A 13,877-nucleotide genomic window follows, 5' to 3' on the forward strand; every position below is an offset into this window, starting at 1 on the left:
AAAGAAAGGTGCAGCCTTTACTGGCGCTGCACTCGGGCACATGTATGTCCTTCCTTCAACTCGGGGGTAAACAGCCGGAACCGGCTTATCCCCTCTTCGACCGCCGCCGCTGCGGCCACAATCTCCACCGCCGCCTCCGCTACTGCGGACAAGGGCTGGGCAATGGAGGTCAGGTCATGAAGACCGGGCTTGAAGCTGAGCACGCCTGCCAAATGGTCAAAACCCACAATGGAGATATCCTCCGGAATCCTGTATCCAGCTTGATGCAGCGTGTCCATCATCTCGTAGGCAATCAGGTCGTTAAAAGCAAAAACGGCAGTGGGCTTTTTGTTCATGCCCATAAGCTGCTGCGCAGCCCCGACGCCGCAGCCGTTGGAGCCGTCGGTGGAAATGAAGGCATCGGAACCCGTATCCAAGCCCAATGCTTCCATAGCCTCGCGGAATCCGGCTTGTCTGTCCATGGCTACCCGGTGCTCCATATTTCCCGTGACGTGGACAATGCTCCTGTGGCCCAAACGGTGCAGATAATGGACTGCCTGCCGGGCTCCGGCCTGGTTATCCACCAGCACATTGGGGATTTCCAGCTCTTCAAAATGGTTCTCGATCACCACAAAGGGGAATTGGAGTGCCATGAGCCGCTGGATCACCGGCAGGTCATCCTTGGCGCTGCCAAAGATAATCACCCCGTCCGCCGCTCCCCCCATGAAATACTGGATGTAATGCTGCTTGGCCTCCTGTCTTGCATTGCAGCTGCAGAACACCAGATGGTAGCCCTTTTCGGCGGCGAAATGCTCCAATTTCCCGGCCAGCTCCATGTAAATGGGAGAAGAGAAGGAATCATATACCACGCCGATTACCCCGGTTTTGCTGGTCACCAGCGTCCTGGCCGCAATATTGGGAGTATAATGCAGCTCGGCGGCCGCCTCCCAAACCTTTTTTCGGGTATCCTCATGTACGCCGTATTGATGGTTGAGCACCTTGGACACGGTGGTTTTGGACACACCTGCCAATTTGGCAATATCCAGTATGCTTGGAATGGGAATCCCTCCCCGTAAAATTCTTTAGGGAACGTTCCCTATCCCCATACTAACACATTATTAGGCTGGATGAAAAGATACTTTTAGCGCCGCAGGCAATTTCATTTTTGTCTTGTCATAGGGAGATTCCATATGCTATGCTGCTTATAACATATAGTTACCGGGTGAAGCACACCTGTCGATTTCCCATGAAGGGAATTGGCGGGTGTGTTTTTGCTTTCCCTGGTGAACAAGCTATTGCCAAGGGGATGATCCGTCTTTGACTGACCATGATGCGCTGTATAAGGAATTGCTGCGAACCTTCTTCCAGGATTTTATGGAGCTTTTTTTCCCGGAAACCGCCCTGCTTATGGATTTTACGGAAGTGGAATTTCTTTCGGAGGAGGTTGTGGTGGATATTGCCGGCGGCAAAAAAAGCCGGTTGGATGTGCTTGTCAAGACCCGTTTGAAGCATGAGCAAACCTTCATCCTGGTGCATCAGGAGCCGCAGGCCTATTACCAGGAGGAGTTTCCGGAACGGATGTTTATTTATGCCGCGAGATTGTACGAAAAGTACCGGCTGCGGGTGCTGCCCATCGCCATTATCAGCCACAGCCGGCAGGCTGCGGAGCCGGAGGGCTTCGGCTGGGAGGTGCCCGGCCTTGAGGTGCTGCGGTTCCGGTATCACCGGCTGCAGCTGCGCAAGCTGAACTGGCGAAATTATGTCCATTCGGTTAATCCGGTAGCTGCTGCATTGCTCAGCAGTATGGGTTATAATGAGGAAGAAAAGCTGCGATTGAAGCTGGAGTTTATCCGGATGATGGCCCAGCTTCAGCTTGATCCTGCCAGAATGGAGCTGCTGGCTGTTTTCTTTGACACCTACCTGCCGCTGACCAAGGAAGAGGAGCAGCAGGTGTGGCAAGAGGTGAAGCAAATTTATGGCGTAGGAGGGACAGAAGTGATGGAATGGAAAACGCATTTCGAACGGTATGCCAAGGAAGAGGGTAAGGAAGAAGGACTCAGGGAAGGCATTGAGCAGGGCATTGAAAAAGGCAAGCTTCAGGTAGCCCGGCATATGCTGGCAGAGCGTCTGGACCCGGCCCTCATCGCCAAGGTCACCGGCTTCTCCCTGGATGAAATCAACCGGATGCAGCAATAAACCACTCGCAGATGCAGAAAAACCGCCCTTTTCTCATAAAAGAGGCGGTTTTTGACATGGTCAATTTTATTTCAATTCCTGCCATTTCGTCCACAGCTCCGGCGGGTTCAGCACATATACATTGTTCTCCCGATACATGTACTGATGAATAATGAACTCTCTCCGGAGAGTGGCGAAATCCTCATGGTACCGTTTAATAAACGCATTCAACTCCTTTTCGGGATAGGACTTCCCGTATTCCAGTTGACGGACCAGCTCCTCCAGCACGATCAGCTTCTTCTTCAATTGAACGGGAATTTGCTTCAACGCCCCATCGGCCCCAAAGAAATTCCGCAAAACCGAATGCCTGAATTTCTCCAGTTCTTCATTCATTGGACTCACCTCCTGTTGGTTCATTTGCCGGCTGACCAACTGCTCCGCTCCACGGGAGAAGCTTTGGAACACCCCCATGTTCAGGGAAAAATAAACCGTATTCTTATCCCGCCGCTCCGAAATCAGCCCCGCCTGCCGCAATTTGGACGAGTGGTGGGTAATGGTAGCCGGCGTCACCCCCAGCTTCTCCGCCAAATAAAGCCCGTTATGCTCTCCGCTTGCCAACAGAATCACCATTTTGATGCGGGTAGGATCGGCCAGAGCTTTATGAAAATTAACCACCTTCTCCAGTTGCAACTGGATTTCACTCCCCTTGGATATGTAATTTAATGAACATCTAATTAGATAACCGTTAAATAACATATTACAAATGCCGCTCACTTTTGTCAATGCACATCATAAAAAAGCTGCCAGTGACATGCTCCTGACAGCCAGTTCTCCAATTATGCTTTTTGAAAGGTAATACGGATTTCCAACTCATCTCCATGCAAAAACGCGGCCGCCCGCCCTCCCATTTGCTCCACAAGCGCCTCAAGGGTTAGACGTTGCCCTCCTTCAGACAAAAACTGCGCCTCCAGCAAGAGACGCAGTGTGTCATTGGTCTTATTCGGACACTCCCGCCGCGGCAACGGCGTTTATGAGTGCTGCCCCGCTTTGCGGGAAATCTCCACCACCAGCTCCGCCACCTTCACCAGATCGGCCACGGCGATATGCTCATTGACGGTGTGGATGGCCTGGTAGCCAACGGACAGGTTCACCGTGGGGATACCTTGGCCGTTAAACAGATTGGCGTCGCTGCCGCCGCCGGAATGGAACAGGTTGGGGGTTAAGCCTATGGTTTTTGCCGCATCCATGGCCAGCTTCACATGCGGCGCAGTTTCGTCGAATTTATAGCCCGGATACATCAGCTCATATCGGAAATCGCAGGCTGCTCCCATTTCTGCGCAGGCGGCTTCGCAGGCGGCTTTCATGGCATCCAGCTGCTTCAGCAGCTTTTCCTTCACCAGACTGCGGGCCTCCCCGATCAGTTCCACCTTTTCAGTCACAATATTGGTTTCGCCGGAAGCGAAGAAGGTGCCGAAGTTGGCGGTGGTTTCCTTGTCGATCCGGCCCAAGGGCATGCGGGATACCGCCTTGGCGGCGACAGTAATGGCGCTGATGCCATTTTCCGGATTGACCCCGGCGTGGGCGGTTCTGCCCTTGATGGTAATGTAGACCTTGGATTGGAAAGGCGCCGCAACGGCAATGCCGCCTACCTCACCGTTGGAGTCGATGGCGTAGCCGAAGTCCGCCTTTACCCAGCCGGGCTCCATATTGCGGGACCCAAGCAGAGTGGATTCCTCGCCTGCCGTAATGACAAACCGGATGGTTCCATGGGGGATCTTGTCCTCCTGCAAAACACGGATCAGCTCCAGCATGGCGGCGATCCCCGCCTTGTCGTCGCTGCCCAGCACGGTGGTGCCGTCGCTGCGGATGATCCCGTCCGCCCCCAGTTGGGGCTTCACGCCTTTGCCCGGGACCACGGTGTCCATGTGGCAGGTAAAATAAATCGTCGGCGCATCGCTTGCGCCGGCAGTGGCCTGCAGGGTGAAGCAAAGATTATTGCCTTCACAGCCCGACTTGGCCGAGGAATTATCCTCCTCCACCTGCAGGCCCAAGGCCCCAAACCGCTCCTTCAGCACCTTGGCGATTTCCGCCTCATGTTTCGTTTCACTGTCCACTTGGACCAATCCGATAAATTCCTCCACCAGTCTTTGCTGGTTCACCATACCCGTTTCCCCCCGGATTCATTTTGCGTTACAATAGGAAGATGGGCAAGCATATCCGGCACAGTCCGGACGCAATCCTTTCTTCCTTTTTTCATGCTGCTAGGGCCTGTCTTCAAACCCGCTTGAGGGCATCTTTCACCGCCTTTTCGCCCCATGCTTCGTTACTTCCGCTTGACGTACCCCCGGTACGCCTTCACGAAAGTGCCTTGCCTGGAACGAAAATTCTGCAAAATCTGCTCCCCTCGGAGTTTGGAGACAGCCCCTAATCCGCCCTTATACTATCTCCTTGAAGGAGCTGATTGACTTGATCAACAAAAGAGTGATGCGTGTGGTCGTGTGGCTGATGATTGCCGCCATGCTGTTTTCAACCGTTATGTATCTGGTTGCGGCATTCACCGGGCTGTAAGCCGGAATAACCTTCTAGTACAGCTTGGTATCGAGATTGTAGCCCTCCAGGTTTTCCTTGACCCGCTGCAGAAAGCGTCCGCAGATGACGCCGTCGAGAATCCGGTGGTCCAGCGACAGGCACAGGTTCACCATGGACCTGACCGCAATCATGTCGTTGATGACAACCGGTTTTTTGACGATGGATTCGAAGGTCAGAATCGCCGCCTGGGGATAGTTCACGATGGGGTACGACAGGATGGAGCCGAAGGAGCCGGTATTATTGACGGTAAAAGTACCGCCTACCATATCATCCGGCGTCAGCTTGCCGGCACGGGCTTTTTTGCCAAGCTGATCCATTTCCTGCGCCAGACCGGCAATATTCTTCTGATCCGCCTTCTTGATGACCGGCGTCAGCACCGAATCCTCCGTGCCTACCGCCAGGGAGACGTTGATGTCCCGCTTGACAATGATTTTGTCTACCGCCCAGACAGAATTCAGGATCGGGTAATCCTTGATGGCATTGACCACCGCCTTGATCAAAAACGGCAGATACGTCAGGTTGATGCCCTCCCGCCGGGCAAACTCATCCTTCAGCTTGCTGCGCAGCACCACCAGATTGGTGACATCCACCTCGATCATGGTCCAGGCGTGGGGAATTTCCGAGACGCTTTGGCGCATGTTTCGGGCAATGGCGTTGCGGATGGGGGTGACATCAATATAGTATTCCCGCTGGTTGCCAGCCTCGGCTACCACCTGGGGCAGCAAAGGTGTAGGCGGGTTCTGGGACAAATGAATGCCCGAGGAGCGCACATCCTGGAATGCCGCCGGAACAGCCGCTATCGCCGGTTGAGCGGCAGGCGCCGCGACAGCAGGTTTCGCTTCCTGGCGGCCAACAGCAGGCGCAGCGGGCCGCTGCTTGCCGCTTGCCACATAGGCCAGCACATCCTTGCGGGTAATCCGCCCGCCCAGGCCTGTGCCGTCCACCTCCGACAGCTCCACCCCGTGCTCCGCCGCCAGCGTCAATACCGCAGGCGAGAAGCGGGAGCGAAGGCTGTTGTCTCTGCCGTCCGCAGCGCCAGCCGCCTCGGACTGGTCAACTGCGCCACTTGCAGTTCCTGGAGGGGCTGCCGCCGCCGAACCCGGCTCAGCAATGAGGCAGATGGCCTCTCCCACCGCCGCGGTGCGGCCCTCCTCCACCAACAGCTCCAGAATGGTGCCTTCCACAGGTGAGGGCATCTCCACATTTACTTTTTCCGTAATCAGCTCGCAAATCACATCATATTGCTGCACATAGTCGCCGGGCTTCTTCAGCCATTTCCCGACTGTCGCCGATACCAGACTCTCCGCCAGATGCGGCACCGGCACTGGTGTGCCTTTGTTCAATTGGGTCATTGCCCCGTACCTCCCAAAGCATATTTTTCTGTGAACAGCATCATGTGCATGTTCATTCGGGGGCTCCCCCAAAGCAGTCTCTTAACCGCGAAGCTTCACTTCACTTTTGGGGGATTATTTTAGATTTCCGCCAGCTGCAGCATGGCTTCCTTGACCTTGTCCGGATTCAGCAGGAAGAACTTCTCGATGGTAGGCGCCATGCCTACAGCCGGGATATCCGCTCCGCACAGGCGCATAATCGGGGCGTCCAGCTCATAGAACATCTCTTCCGAAATGATGGCGGACACCTCCGCCCCCACTCCGCCGGTTTTATTGTCCTCATGAATGATGAGCACCTTGCCGGTTTTGCGGGCGGCTTCCAGAATCCCTTCCTTGTCCAAGGGCTGCAGGGTCCGCAGATCCAGCACATGGGCGCTGACCCCCGATGCCGCCAGCTCTTCAGCCGCCTTCAGGGCATAATGGACCGTCAGGCCGTAGGAGATAATGGTAATGTCCTCCCCTTCCCGAACCACCTTGGATTTGCCGATGGGCACAATGTAATCCTCATCGGGAACATCGCCGCTGATGGACAGATAGCATTTTTTATGCTCAAAAAACAGCACCGGGTCCTCATCGCGAATGGCAGCCTTCATCAGTCCCTTGGCATCGTACGGATTGGAGGGGGCGACGATTTTCAGGCCCGGCGTGCCAAAAAAGATGGATTCGGGGCATTGGGAATGGTACAGGGCGCCGCCTCCGGTTGCTCCGTAAGGAGCCCGGATCACTACAGGGCAATTCCAGTCGCCGTTGGAGCGGTAGCGGATTTTCGCCGCCTCGCTGATAATCTGATTGGTAGCCGGCAGAATGAAATCGGCAAACTGCATCTCCGCCACCGGCCTCATGCCGTACATGGCCGCACCGATAGCGACCCCGGCGATGGCCGACTCGGCAAGAGGCGTGTCCAGCACCCGGTCGGCGCCGTACAGGTCGCGCAATCCTTTAGTGGCGTTCAGCACGCCGCCTTTGCCCACATCCTCGCCCAGCACAAACACCGAGCTGTCCCGGCGCATTTCCTCCTGCATGGCGGAGCGGATGCCTTCCAGATAGGTGATTACTGCCATTGTCCGCCCTCCCTCCTTGCCTGTTCGTGGTATACATGCTTCAGCGCATCCTCGGGCAACGCGTAGGGAGCCTGATCCGCATATTGCGTGGCGTCGTTGATTTCCGCCATAATATCCTTTTGCAGCGCCGCTTCCTTCCCGTCATCCCACAATCCGCATTCCGTCAAATACTGCCTGAAGCGGGGAAGCCCGTCCTTGGCCCGGTTTTCCTCCACTTCCTCCTTGGTCCGGTACAGCATGTCATCATCCGAGGTGGAGTGGGGCGACAGCCGGTACATCATGGCTTCGATCAAGGTCGGCCCTTCGCCCTGCATTGCGCGGCTGCGCGCCTCGCTTACAACCCGGTACACCTCCAGCACGTCGTTGCCGTCCACCCGAACGCCCTCCATGCCGTAGCCCTTGGCCCGGTCCACCACCCGGCCGCCCAGTTGGCGGGATGTCGGCACCGAAATGGCATACTGGTTGTTTTGGCACATGAGGATCATGGGCAGCTTATGCACTCCGGCAAAATTGGAGCCCTCATGGAAGTCCCCCTGGTTGCTGGAGCCTTCCCCGAAGGTAACCCAGGAAACCCCCGGCTCGCCGCGCATTTTTTTGGTCAGGGCAATGCCTGCCGCATGGGGCACCTGAGTAGTAACCGGACTGGAGCCTGTCACGATATTCAGGCGCTTGCAGCCGAAGTGGCCGGGCATCTGGCGGCCGCCGCTGTTGGGGTCCTCCGCCTTGGCAAACACGGACAGCATCAGCTCCCGCATGGTCATCCCAACCGTCAGCACAAACCCGTAATCCCGGTAATACGGCAAAAATACATCCTCATCTGTATGAAGGGCGGTTGCCGCCGCCACCTGCGCGGCCTCCTGCCCGATTCCCGACACGTGAAAAGCAATCTTGCCCGAGCGCTGCAGCAGTACGGAACGCTCGTCGAACTTCCTGGCCCGCATCATATTGCGGTATATGCCCAGGACGGCGTCATCCGTCAGGCCCAACGCCCGGTGCTTGAAGATTTGTCCGATTGACATCAGGAGAACTCCTCCTCACAAAATAGGCTCTGATCCAAGCCTGTTGTCGTTTGACCCATTTTTAATACCTGGTACTAAGACTTGGGCTTATGGTTATTATAGCTTTTTTTTAGGAGGATTACAATTAGGCGTTAATCATTCTCCCGTCCACGGCCAGCATGGCTTCCGCCAAGGCCTCGGACAGAGTGGGATGGGGGTGGATCACCGAACCCACCTCCCATGGAGTGGCGTTCAGCAGCTGCGCCAGCGCCGCCTCCGAGATCAGGTCCGTCACCTGGGCGCCGATCATATGCACCCCGAGAATATCTCCCGTCTCCTTATCCGCCACCACCTTGACAAAGCCGTCCGCATCCCCGTGGACCAGCGCTTTGCCCAAGGCCTTGAAGCTGAACTTGCCGGTTTTCAGCGTATACCCTTTCTCCGCCGCCTGGGCCTCCGTCCAGCCCACGCTGGCAATCTCCGGACGGCCGTATACGCAGCGGGGAATCAGATGATCGGCATAGCCCGCAGGCTTCATCCCGGCAAAATGCTCCACCGCCAAAATCCCTTCATGACTGGCCGCATGGGCCAACTGCATGCCGCCGATCACATCGCCGATGGCGTAGATATGGGATTCTCCCGTCTGCAGCCATTCGTTGACGCGGATGACGCCACGCTCCACCTTCACATCCGTATTTTCCAAACCCAACCCTTCCACATTGGCCTGACGGCCCACACTGACCAGCACCCGCTGGCAGTTCAGCTCCAGAAGCTCTCCGTTGCGCTCGGCCTTCAGGGTTACCCCCCGCTCATCCTTGACGACGGTTTCCGCCATCACCTGGGCGCCGGTAATAACCTTGATGCCGCGCTTTTTGAACAGGCGCTCCAGCTCCTTGGAAGTCTCCGCATCCTCATAGGGAACCAGCCGCGGGCCGTATTCCGCAATGGTAACCTCCACGCCGAAATCATGGAGCAGAGAGGCCCACTCCACGCCGATGACGCCGCCCCCGATAATCAGGATGGAGCGGGGCAGGGTTTCCATTTGCAGGGCATGATCGCTGTTCAGGATCAGCTCCCCATCCGTTTCCAGACCGGGAAGCTGGCGCGGCCGGGACCCGGTAGCCAGAATCAGCTGGGCCGGAACCAGGTTCTCTGTCTCCCCGTCAGGCAGCTCCACCGCCACCGCCCCGCTGCGCGGCGAAAAAATCGAAGGCCCGATCACCCTGCCATTGCCGGTGTAGACGTCGATCTTGTTTTTTTTCATGAGGAACTGGACGCCCTTGTGCAGTTGGTCCACAATCTGCTGCTTGCGCTCCAGCACCTTGGGAAAATGAACGGTTACCGCTCCGACGGTAATGCCAAAGCTTTCGGACTCCCGCATGGCATGGGCCAGCTCCGCACTCCTTAAGAGCGCTTTGGTGGGAATACAGCCGCGGTGCAAGCAGGTGCCGCCCAGCTTGTCCCGCTCCACAATGGCTACGGACTTGCCCAACTGGGCCGCCCGGATGGCCGCCACATATCCGCCGGTGCCTCCTCCCAGCACCACTACATCATATTGTTTTGTCATACGCGGTCCCTCCTTATGTATATGTAACATGGCATATCTGCATTTTTGTAAAAAATTAACCATCCTCTAAGGATACACTATTGGGAATTGTAAGCAAACTCCGCCTCATTTTAAACTTTTTTTCAAGCGGAATTCTGTTGTAAAATAAGTTTTATCGAAGCAATTCGGGGAAGCGGGTTCGTCTGAGCTTTCGGCAATAGCCGAAGCAAACCATTCTTTCCGCACTTCCCGCCCCCGATGTCTGGTATGATAGAAACAATCCATCATTCATTTTTTTATGCGATAGGAGTGGTCCTATGCTGGCCGCCAACCTGGAAACCCGCACCGAAACGGACCTCCTGGGTTCATTAACCCTTCCGGCGGATGCTTTATACGGCATCCATACCCGCCGGGCCATGGACAACTTCCCCGTCAGCGGCAGGCCGGTGAATCCCCGCCTGATTGCCGCCGTCGTCCTGGTCAAACAGGCGGCAGCCATGGCCAACAAACGGCTGGGCCTTTTGCCGGGGGATGTAGCCGACGCTATCATCCATGCCTGCGGCCAGATCATGGCCGATGACTACACAAGCGCTTTCCCGGTAGACGCCCTGCAGGGCGGAGCGGGAACCTCCACCAACATGAATGCCAACGAGGTTATTGCCAACCTGGCCATTCTCAAGCTGGGCGGAAAGCCGGGGGACTATGACCGGGTGCATCCCCTGGATCATGTCAATCTCGGCCAATCCACCAATGATGTTTATCCTACGGCCCTGCGCATTGCCGCTATCCGGCTGCTCCGCCCATTGGCTAAAGCCTTTGCCTCCCTTCAGGAAGCACTGCAGGAAAAAGAAGAAGCCTTCGCCAATGTGCTGAGGCTGGGGCGGACCCAACTGATGGATGCCCTGCCCATGACGGCCGGACAAGGCTTCGGCGCCTATGCCAAGGCCATTGCCCGGGACCGCTGGCGGCTCTACAAGGTGGAGGAGCGGCTGCGGGAAATCAACATCGGCGGCACCGCCATTGGCACCGGCCTCAATGCACCTCTGAAATACACCTTTACCGTTACCGAACTGCTCCAGGAGCTGACCGGACTGGGATTGGCCCGCAGCGAGTTCCCCATGGACCCCACCCAGAACATGGATGTGTTCGTAGAGGTGTCCGGGCTGCTGAAGGCCGCCGCCGTCAATCTTCTGAAGATTTCCGGCGATCTGCGCCTGCTTGCCTCAGGACCTGCCGGAGGCCTCGGTGAGCTGAGGCTGCCCGCCGTACAGGCCGGCTCCTCCATTATGCCCGGCAAGGTAAATCCGGTCATGGCCGAGATGACCGGCCAAACCGCCATGCGGATCATTGCCAACGATACGGCCATCACACTGGCTGCCATGAACGGGCAATTGGAGCTGAACGCTTTCTCCCCGCTGATTGCGGAATCGCTTTTGGAATCGCTGGAAATGCTTACAAAAGCAGTCACGCTTTTCGAGGAAAAATGTATCCGCGGCCTGAGGGCGGACACAGCCAAATCGGCGGAGCGGGTGGAAATGTCCTCCGCCTTGGCAACGGCGCTGGTAGACTATATCGGCTACGAAGCCGCGGCACGCCTCGCCAAACAAGCGCAGGCGGAAGGCCAGTCCGTGCGCGAAGTGCTGCTCCGCGAAGGCTTGATGACCGCACAGGAGGCAGAGCGCATCTTAAGCCCGCGCCAAATTACCAAACCCGGAATTCCGGGCAAATGAAAGGGGAAGCCGGATCATGAGCATGAACTCTACCCCCCGGTCCAACCGCATCCACATCGCCCTATTCGGCAAGCGGAATGCGGGAAAATCCAGTTTAATCAACGCCATCACCAAGCAGGAAACCGCCGTTGTCTCCCCCGTCAAGGGAACAACCACGGACCCGGTTTATAAATCCATGGAGCTGCTGCCGCTGGGACCGGTGGTCTTTATTGACACGGCAGGTCTTGATGACGAAGGAGAGCTTGGAGAACTGCGGAAGCGCAAGACTTTGGAAGTGGTGGAAAAAACGGATTTGGCGCTCCTGGTGATAGACGCGGAGGAAGGCCTGAGCGATTTTGATCTATCCTTGGCCGCTTATTTGCGTCAAAAGAAGATTCCCGCCTTGGGCGTGCTGAACAAAATCGATCTGGAAGCCGGAACCGAATCCTTGCTGAAGGAGATGCGGGAAAAGCTGGAGCTGCCAGTCTACGCTGTCTCGGCATCCAGCGGAAAAGGCGTCAACGAGCTGCGCAAAGCCATGAGCGAAGCGGTGCCCGACGATGAGGACAAGTTCAAGATTGTGGGCGATCTGGTGCACACCGGGGATTTTGTGGTGCTGGTGACCCCCATCGATAAGGCGGCTCCCAAAGGAAGGCTGATTCTCCCCCAGCAGCAGACCATCCGGGACATTCTGGAGGCCGACGCCATTGCAGTGGTCACCAAGGAATACGAATTGAAGGAAACCCTGGAGCGGCTGGGAACCAAACCTGCGCTGGTCATTACCGATTCCCAGGCGTTTCTGAAGGTTGCAGCGGACACGCCCAAGGATGTGCCGCTTACGTCCTTCTCCATCCTTTTTGCCAGGCATAAGGGGGATTTGACCGAGCTGGTCCGCGGCGCGCGCGCTCTTGAAAAGCTCCAGGACGGGGATAAAATTCTGATCGCGGAGGCCTGCACCCACCATCAGCAGTCAGACGATATCGGCCGGGTCAAAATCCCCCGCTGGATACGGCAAAATACCGGCAAGGAGCTGCACTTCGAATATGCCAGCGGCTACACCTTTCCGGGCAATATTACCGATTATTCCCTCATTGTCCATTGCGGCTCCTGCATGCTGAACCGCCGGTCCATGCTGCACCGGATCGCCCAGGCGGTGGATGCGGGGGTGCCTATCGTCAACTACGGGGTGCTGATTGCGTATGTACAAGGGATTTTCCCGCGGGCGATTGAAATGTTCCCTCTGGCAAAGCTGGAATGGGAGGAAGCCTAAGCGCCGGATTGAATTGTCGGTGATTGCTATTCCACGGAGGAATGGCGCAGCAGCGGATTCGGCATCATAAAAGCGAACGCCATGTTCCCGCATTCGCCCACAAGGAGGAGAATAATCCATGACTGAATATCTCCAGCACCAGCAGCGTCTTGAGCATGTGCTCACAAGTGTCAACGAAGCCATCCATGAGCTGAATCAAGCCAGGGAGGAAGCAGCCAAAGCCCAGGCATCCGCCGATCCGGAAGACCGCCAACACGCATGGGCAAAGCTGGAGCAAGCGGAGCGCCGGGCAGCCGAGGCCAAAACCCAGCTGCTGTCCGAGCCAAATCATTCCCAGGAGCAGCAGATTCTCCAGAATCTGCAGGAGTTGGAGGATGCCATTTCCAGCTCCCGCCAATATTAAGCAGGCCTGTTACGGCGGCGGGTTAAACACTCACCGCACAACAAAGCGGCGGCACGCCAGAGCGCGACCGCCGCTTATCTTATATCCGCCCCCGGTTATTCCAGGGAGGTTGAAATCGGGTAAAGCAGCTCCTCCAACGGCAGCCGGGGAGACTGATGAGGCGGCTCATCGGAAATGCCGATGGAAATCAGCATGGCCGGAATGTACCGGGAATCAATGTTGAAGGCCTGGGAGAAGGCCGCCGCGTCAAAACCGGTCATCGGCACGGAATCATAGCCCAAGGCTTTGGCTGCCAGCATCAGCTGCATGGAGATCAAGCCGGCATTCAGCATGGCATGATCCCGGCCGAATTGCTGGCCCTTGGTATCATACACATGATTGATATTGGCGATCTGCCGGGTTGCCAGCTCGTTGGACATTCCCCCTGCCGCAGCAAGCTGGGTATAGACTGCTTTGGCGTTCCGGTTGGCCTGAAGATCCCCCAGCACCGCGACGGTAACCGCGCTGTCCAGGATTTGCTTTTGGCTGTTGGCAATGGGGAAAAGCGTTTCCTTATCCGCCTGCTCCTTAATTACCGCCAATCTCCAATGCTGCAAATTCCATGCCGAAGGCGCATGGCGGGCTACATCCAGAATCTGCCGAAGCTCCGCATCGGGAATGACGGCGCCCTTCTTGTAGCGGCGCACCGAATGGCGGTCCAGGATCATCTGGGTAAAAGCAGCTCCTGCCTCTTGCTGCAATTGGGTCATATAAAAT

Annotated in this window: 13 protein-coding genes; 5 read left to right on the forward strand and 8 right to left on the reverse strand. The window is 56.6% G+C overall.

All coding sequences use genetic code 11. The annotated features are described in order from the left end of the window. Positions 1 to 17: 17 nt before the first annotated feature. Complete coding sequence (locus DQG13_RS13160) at positions 18 to 1,058, reverse strand: LacI family DNA-binding transcriptional regulator (protein ID WP_309472236.1); 1,041 nt, start codon at positions 1,056 to 1,058, stop codon at positions 18 to 20. Between the two features lie 238 nt (positions 1,059 to 1,296). Between DQG13_RS13160 and DQG13_RS13165 the strand changes: the two genes are divergently transcribed. Next, the gene (locus tag DQG13_RS13165) at positions 1,297 to 2,175 is read left to right on the forward strand and encodes an RpnC/YadD family protein (RefSeq protein WP_113020234.1); all 879 of its coding nucleotides are present in this window, start codon (positions 1,297 to 1,299) and stop codon (positions 2,173 to 2,175) included. Positions 2,176 to 2,241: 66 nt separating this feature from the next. Here DQG13_RS13165 and DQG13_RS13170 read toward each other — a convergent pair whose 3' ends face one another. Then, the gene (locus tag DQG13_RS13170; protein WP_113020235.1) at positions 2,242 to 2,844 is read right to left on the reverse strand and encodes a DUF2087 domain-containing protein; all 603 of its coding nucleotides are present in this window, start codon (positions 2,842 to 2,844) and stop codon (positions 2,242 to 2,244) included. Positions 2,845 to 3,182: 338 nt separating this feature from the next. Beyond that, entirely contained in the window at positions 3,183 to 4,316 is a 1,134-nt protein-coding gene (locus tag DQG13_RS13175; RefSeq protein WP_113020236.1) for a M20/M25/M40 family metallo-hydrolase, read from the reverse strand. 304 nt (positions 4,317 to 4,620) lie between these two features. Between DQG13_RS13175 and prli42 the strand changes: the two genes are divergently transcribed. Next, complete coding sequence (gene prli42, locus DQG13_RS30760) at positions 4,621 to 4,722, forward strand: stressosome-associated protein Prli42 (protein WP_181592734.1); 102 nt, start codon at positions 4,621 to 4,623, stop codon at positions 4,720 to 4,722. A 14-nt stretch (positions 4,723 to 4,736) separates the two neighbouring features. Here the strand turns inward: prli42 and DQG13_RS13180 are convergent, their stop codons facing one another. From DQG13_RS13180 to lpdA, 4 genes are all read right to left on the reverse strand, one after another. Further along, on the reverse strand, positions 4,737 to 6,095 hold the full coding sequence (locus DQG13_RS13180) for a dihydrolipoamide acetyltransferase family protein (RefSeq protein WP_113020237.1): 1,359 nt from the start codon (positions 6,093 to 6,095) through the stop codon (positions 4,737 to 4,739). 119 nt (positions 6,096 to 6,214) lie between these two features. Beyond that, entirely contained in the window at positions 6,215 to 7,195 is a 981-nt protein-coding gene (locus tag DQG13_RS13185) for an alpha-ketoacid dehydrogenase subunit beta (RefSeq protein WP_113020238.1), read from the reverse strand. Continuing rightward, entirely contained in the window at positions 7,186 to 8,214 is a 1,029-nt protein-coding gene (locus tag DQG13_RS13190) for a thiamine pyrophosphate-dependent dehydrogenase E1 component subunit alpha (RefSeq protein WP_113020239.1), read from the reverse strand. Before DQG13_RS13190 ends, DQG13_RS13185 begins: the two co-directional genes overlap by 10 nt. Before the next feature lie 124 nt (positions 8,215 to 8,338). After that, entirely contained in the window at positions 8,339 to 9,760 is a 1,422-nt protein-coding gene (gene lpdA / locus DQG13_RS13195; protein ID WP_113020240.1) for a dihydrolipoyl dehydrogenase, read from the reverse strand. Between the two features lie 296 nt (positions 9,761 to 10,056). On the opposite strand from lpdA, the gene DQG13_RS13200 reads away from it, so the two are divergent. The 3 genes from DQG13_RS13200 (at position 10,057) to DQG13_RS13210 (ending at position 13,121) form a co-directional block, all read left to right on the forward strand. Then, on the forward strand, positions 10,057 to 11,469 hold the full coding sequence (locus DQG13_RS13200) for an aspartate ammonia-lyase (RefSeq protein ID WP_113020241.1): 1,413 nt from the start codon (positions 10,057 to 10,059) through the stop codon (positions 11,467 to 11,469). A 16-nt stretch (positions 11,470 to 11,485) separates the two neighbouring features. Further along, the gene (hydF, locus tag DQG13_RS13205; protein ID WP_113020242.1) at positions 11,486 to 12,718 is read left to right on the forward strand and encodes a [FeFe] hydrogenase H-cluster maturation GTPase HydF; all 1,233 of its coding nucleotides are present in this window, start codon (positions 11,486 to 11,488) and stop codon (positions 12,716 to 12,718) included. 118 nt (positions 12,719 to 12,836) lie between these two features. Then, on the forward strand, positions 12,837 to 13,121 hold the full coding sequence (locus DQG13_RS13210) for a hypothetical protein (RefSeq protein WP_113020243.1): 285 nt from the start codon (positions 12,837 to 12,839) through the stop codon (positions 13,119 to 13,121). Between the two features lie 95 nt (positions 13,122 to 13,216). Here the strand turns inward: DQG13_RS13210 and DQG13_RS13215 are convergent, their stop codons facing one another. Further along, positions 13,217 to 13,870 (reverse strand): nitroreductase family protein, encoded by a 654-nt coding sequence (locus tag DQG13_RS13215; protein WP_113020244.1) that lies wholly within the window; start codon positions 13,868 to 13,870, stop codon positions 13,217 to 13,219. Between the last annotated feature and the right edge of the window lie 7 nt (positions 13,871 to 13,877).

This window comes from Paenibacillus sp. YN15, assembly GCF_003285005.1.
Lineage (GTDB): Bacteria > Bacillota > Bacilli > Paenibacillales > NBRC-103111 > Paenibacillus_AR.

Excerpts from the sequence above, each read along its gene's own strand:
- DQG13_RS13175 (WP_113020236.1), bottom strand. The coding sequence starts at position 4,316 with ATGGTGAACCAGCAAAGACTGGTGGAGGAATTTATCGGATTGGTCCAA.
- hydF (WP_113020242.1), top strand. The coding sequence starts at position 11,486 with ATGAGCATGAACTCTACCCCCCGGTCCAACCGCATCCACATCGCCCTA.
- DQG13_RS13200 (WP_113020241.1), top strand. The coding sequence starts at position 10,057 with ATGCTGGCCGCCAACCTGGAAACCCGCACCGAAACGGACCTCCTGGGT.
- DQG13_RS13190 (WP_113020239.1), bottom strand. The coding sequence starts at position 8,214 with ATGTCAATCGGACAAATCTTCAAGCACCGGGCGTTGGGCCTGACGGAT.
- DQG13_RS13180 (WP_113020237.1), bottom strand. The coding sequence starts at position 6,095 with ATGACCCAATTGAACAAAGGCACACCAGTGCCGGTGCCGCATCTGGCG.
- DQG13_RS13185 (WP_113020238.1), bottom strand. The coding sequence starts at position 7,195 with ATGGCAGTAATCACCTATCTGGAAGGCATCCGCTCCGCCATGCAGGAG.
- DQG13_RS13215 (WP_113020244.1), bottom strand. The coding sequence starts at position 13,870 with ATGACCCAATTGCAGCAAGAGGCAGGAGCTGCTTTTACCCAGATGATC.
- DQG13_RS13210 (WP_113020243.1), top strand. The coding sequence starts at position 12,837 with ATGACTGAATATCTCCAGCACCAGCAGCGTCTTGAGCATGTGCTCACA.
- lpdA (WP_113020240.1), bottom strand. The coding sequence starts at position 9,760 with ATGACAAAACAATATGATGTAGTGGTGCTGGGAGGAGGCACCGGCGGA.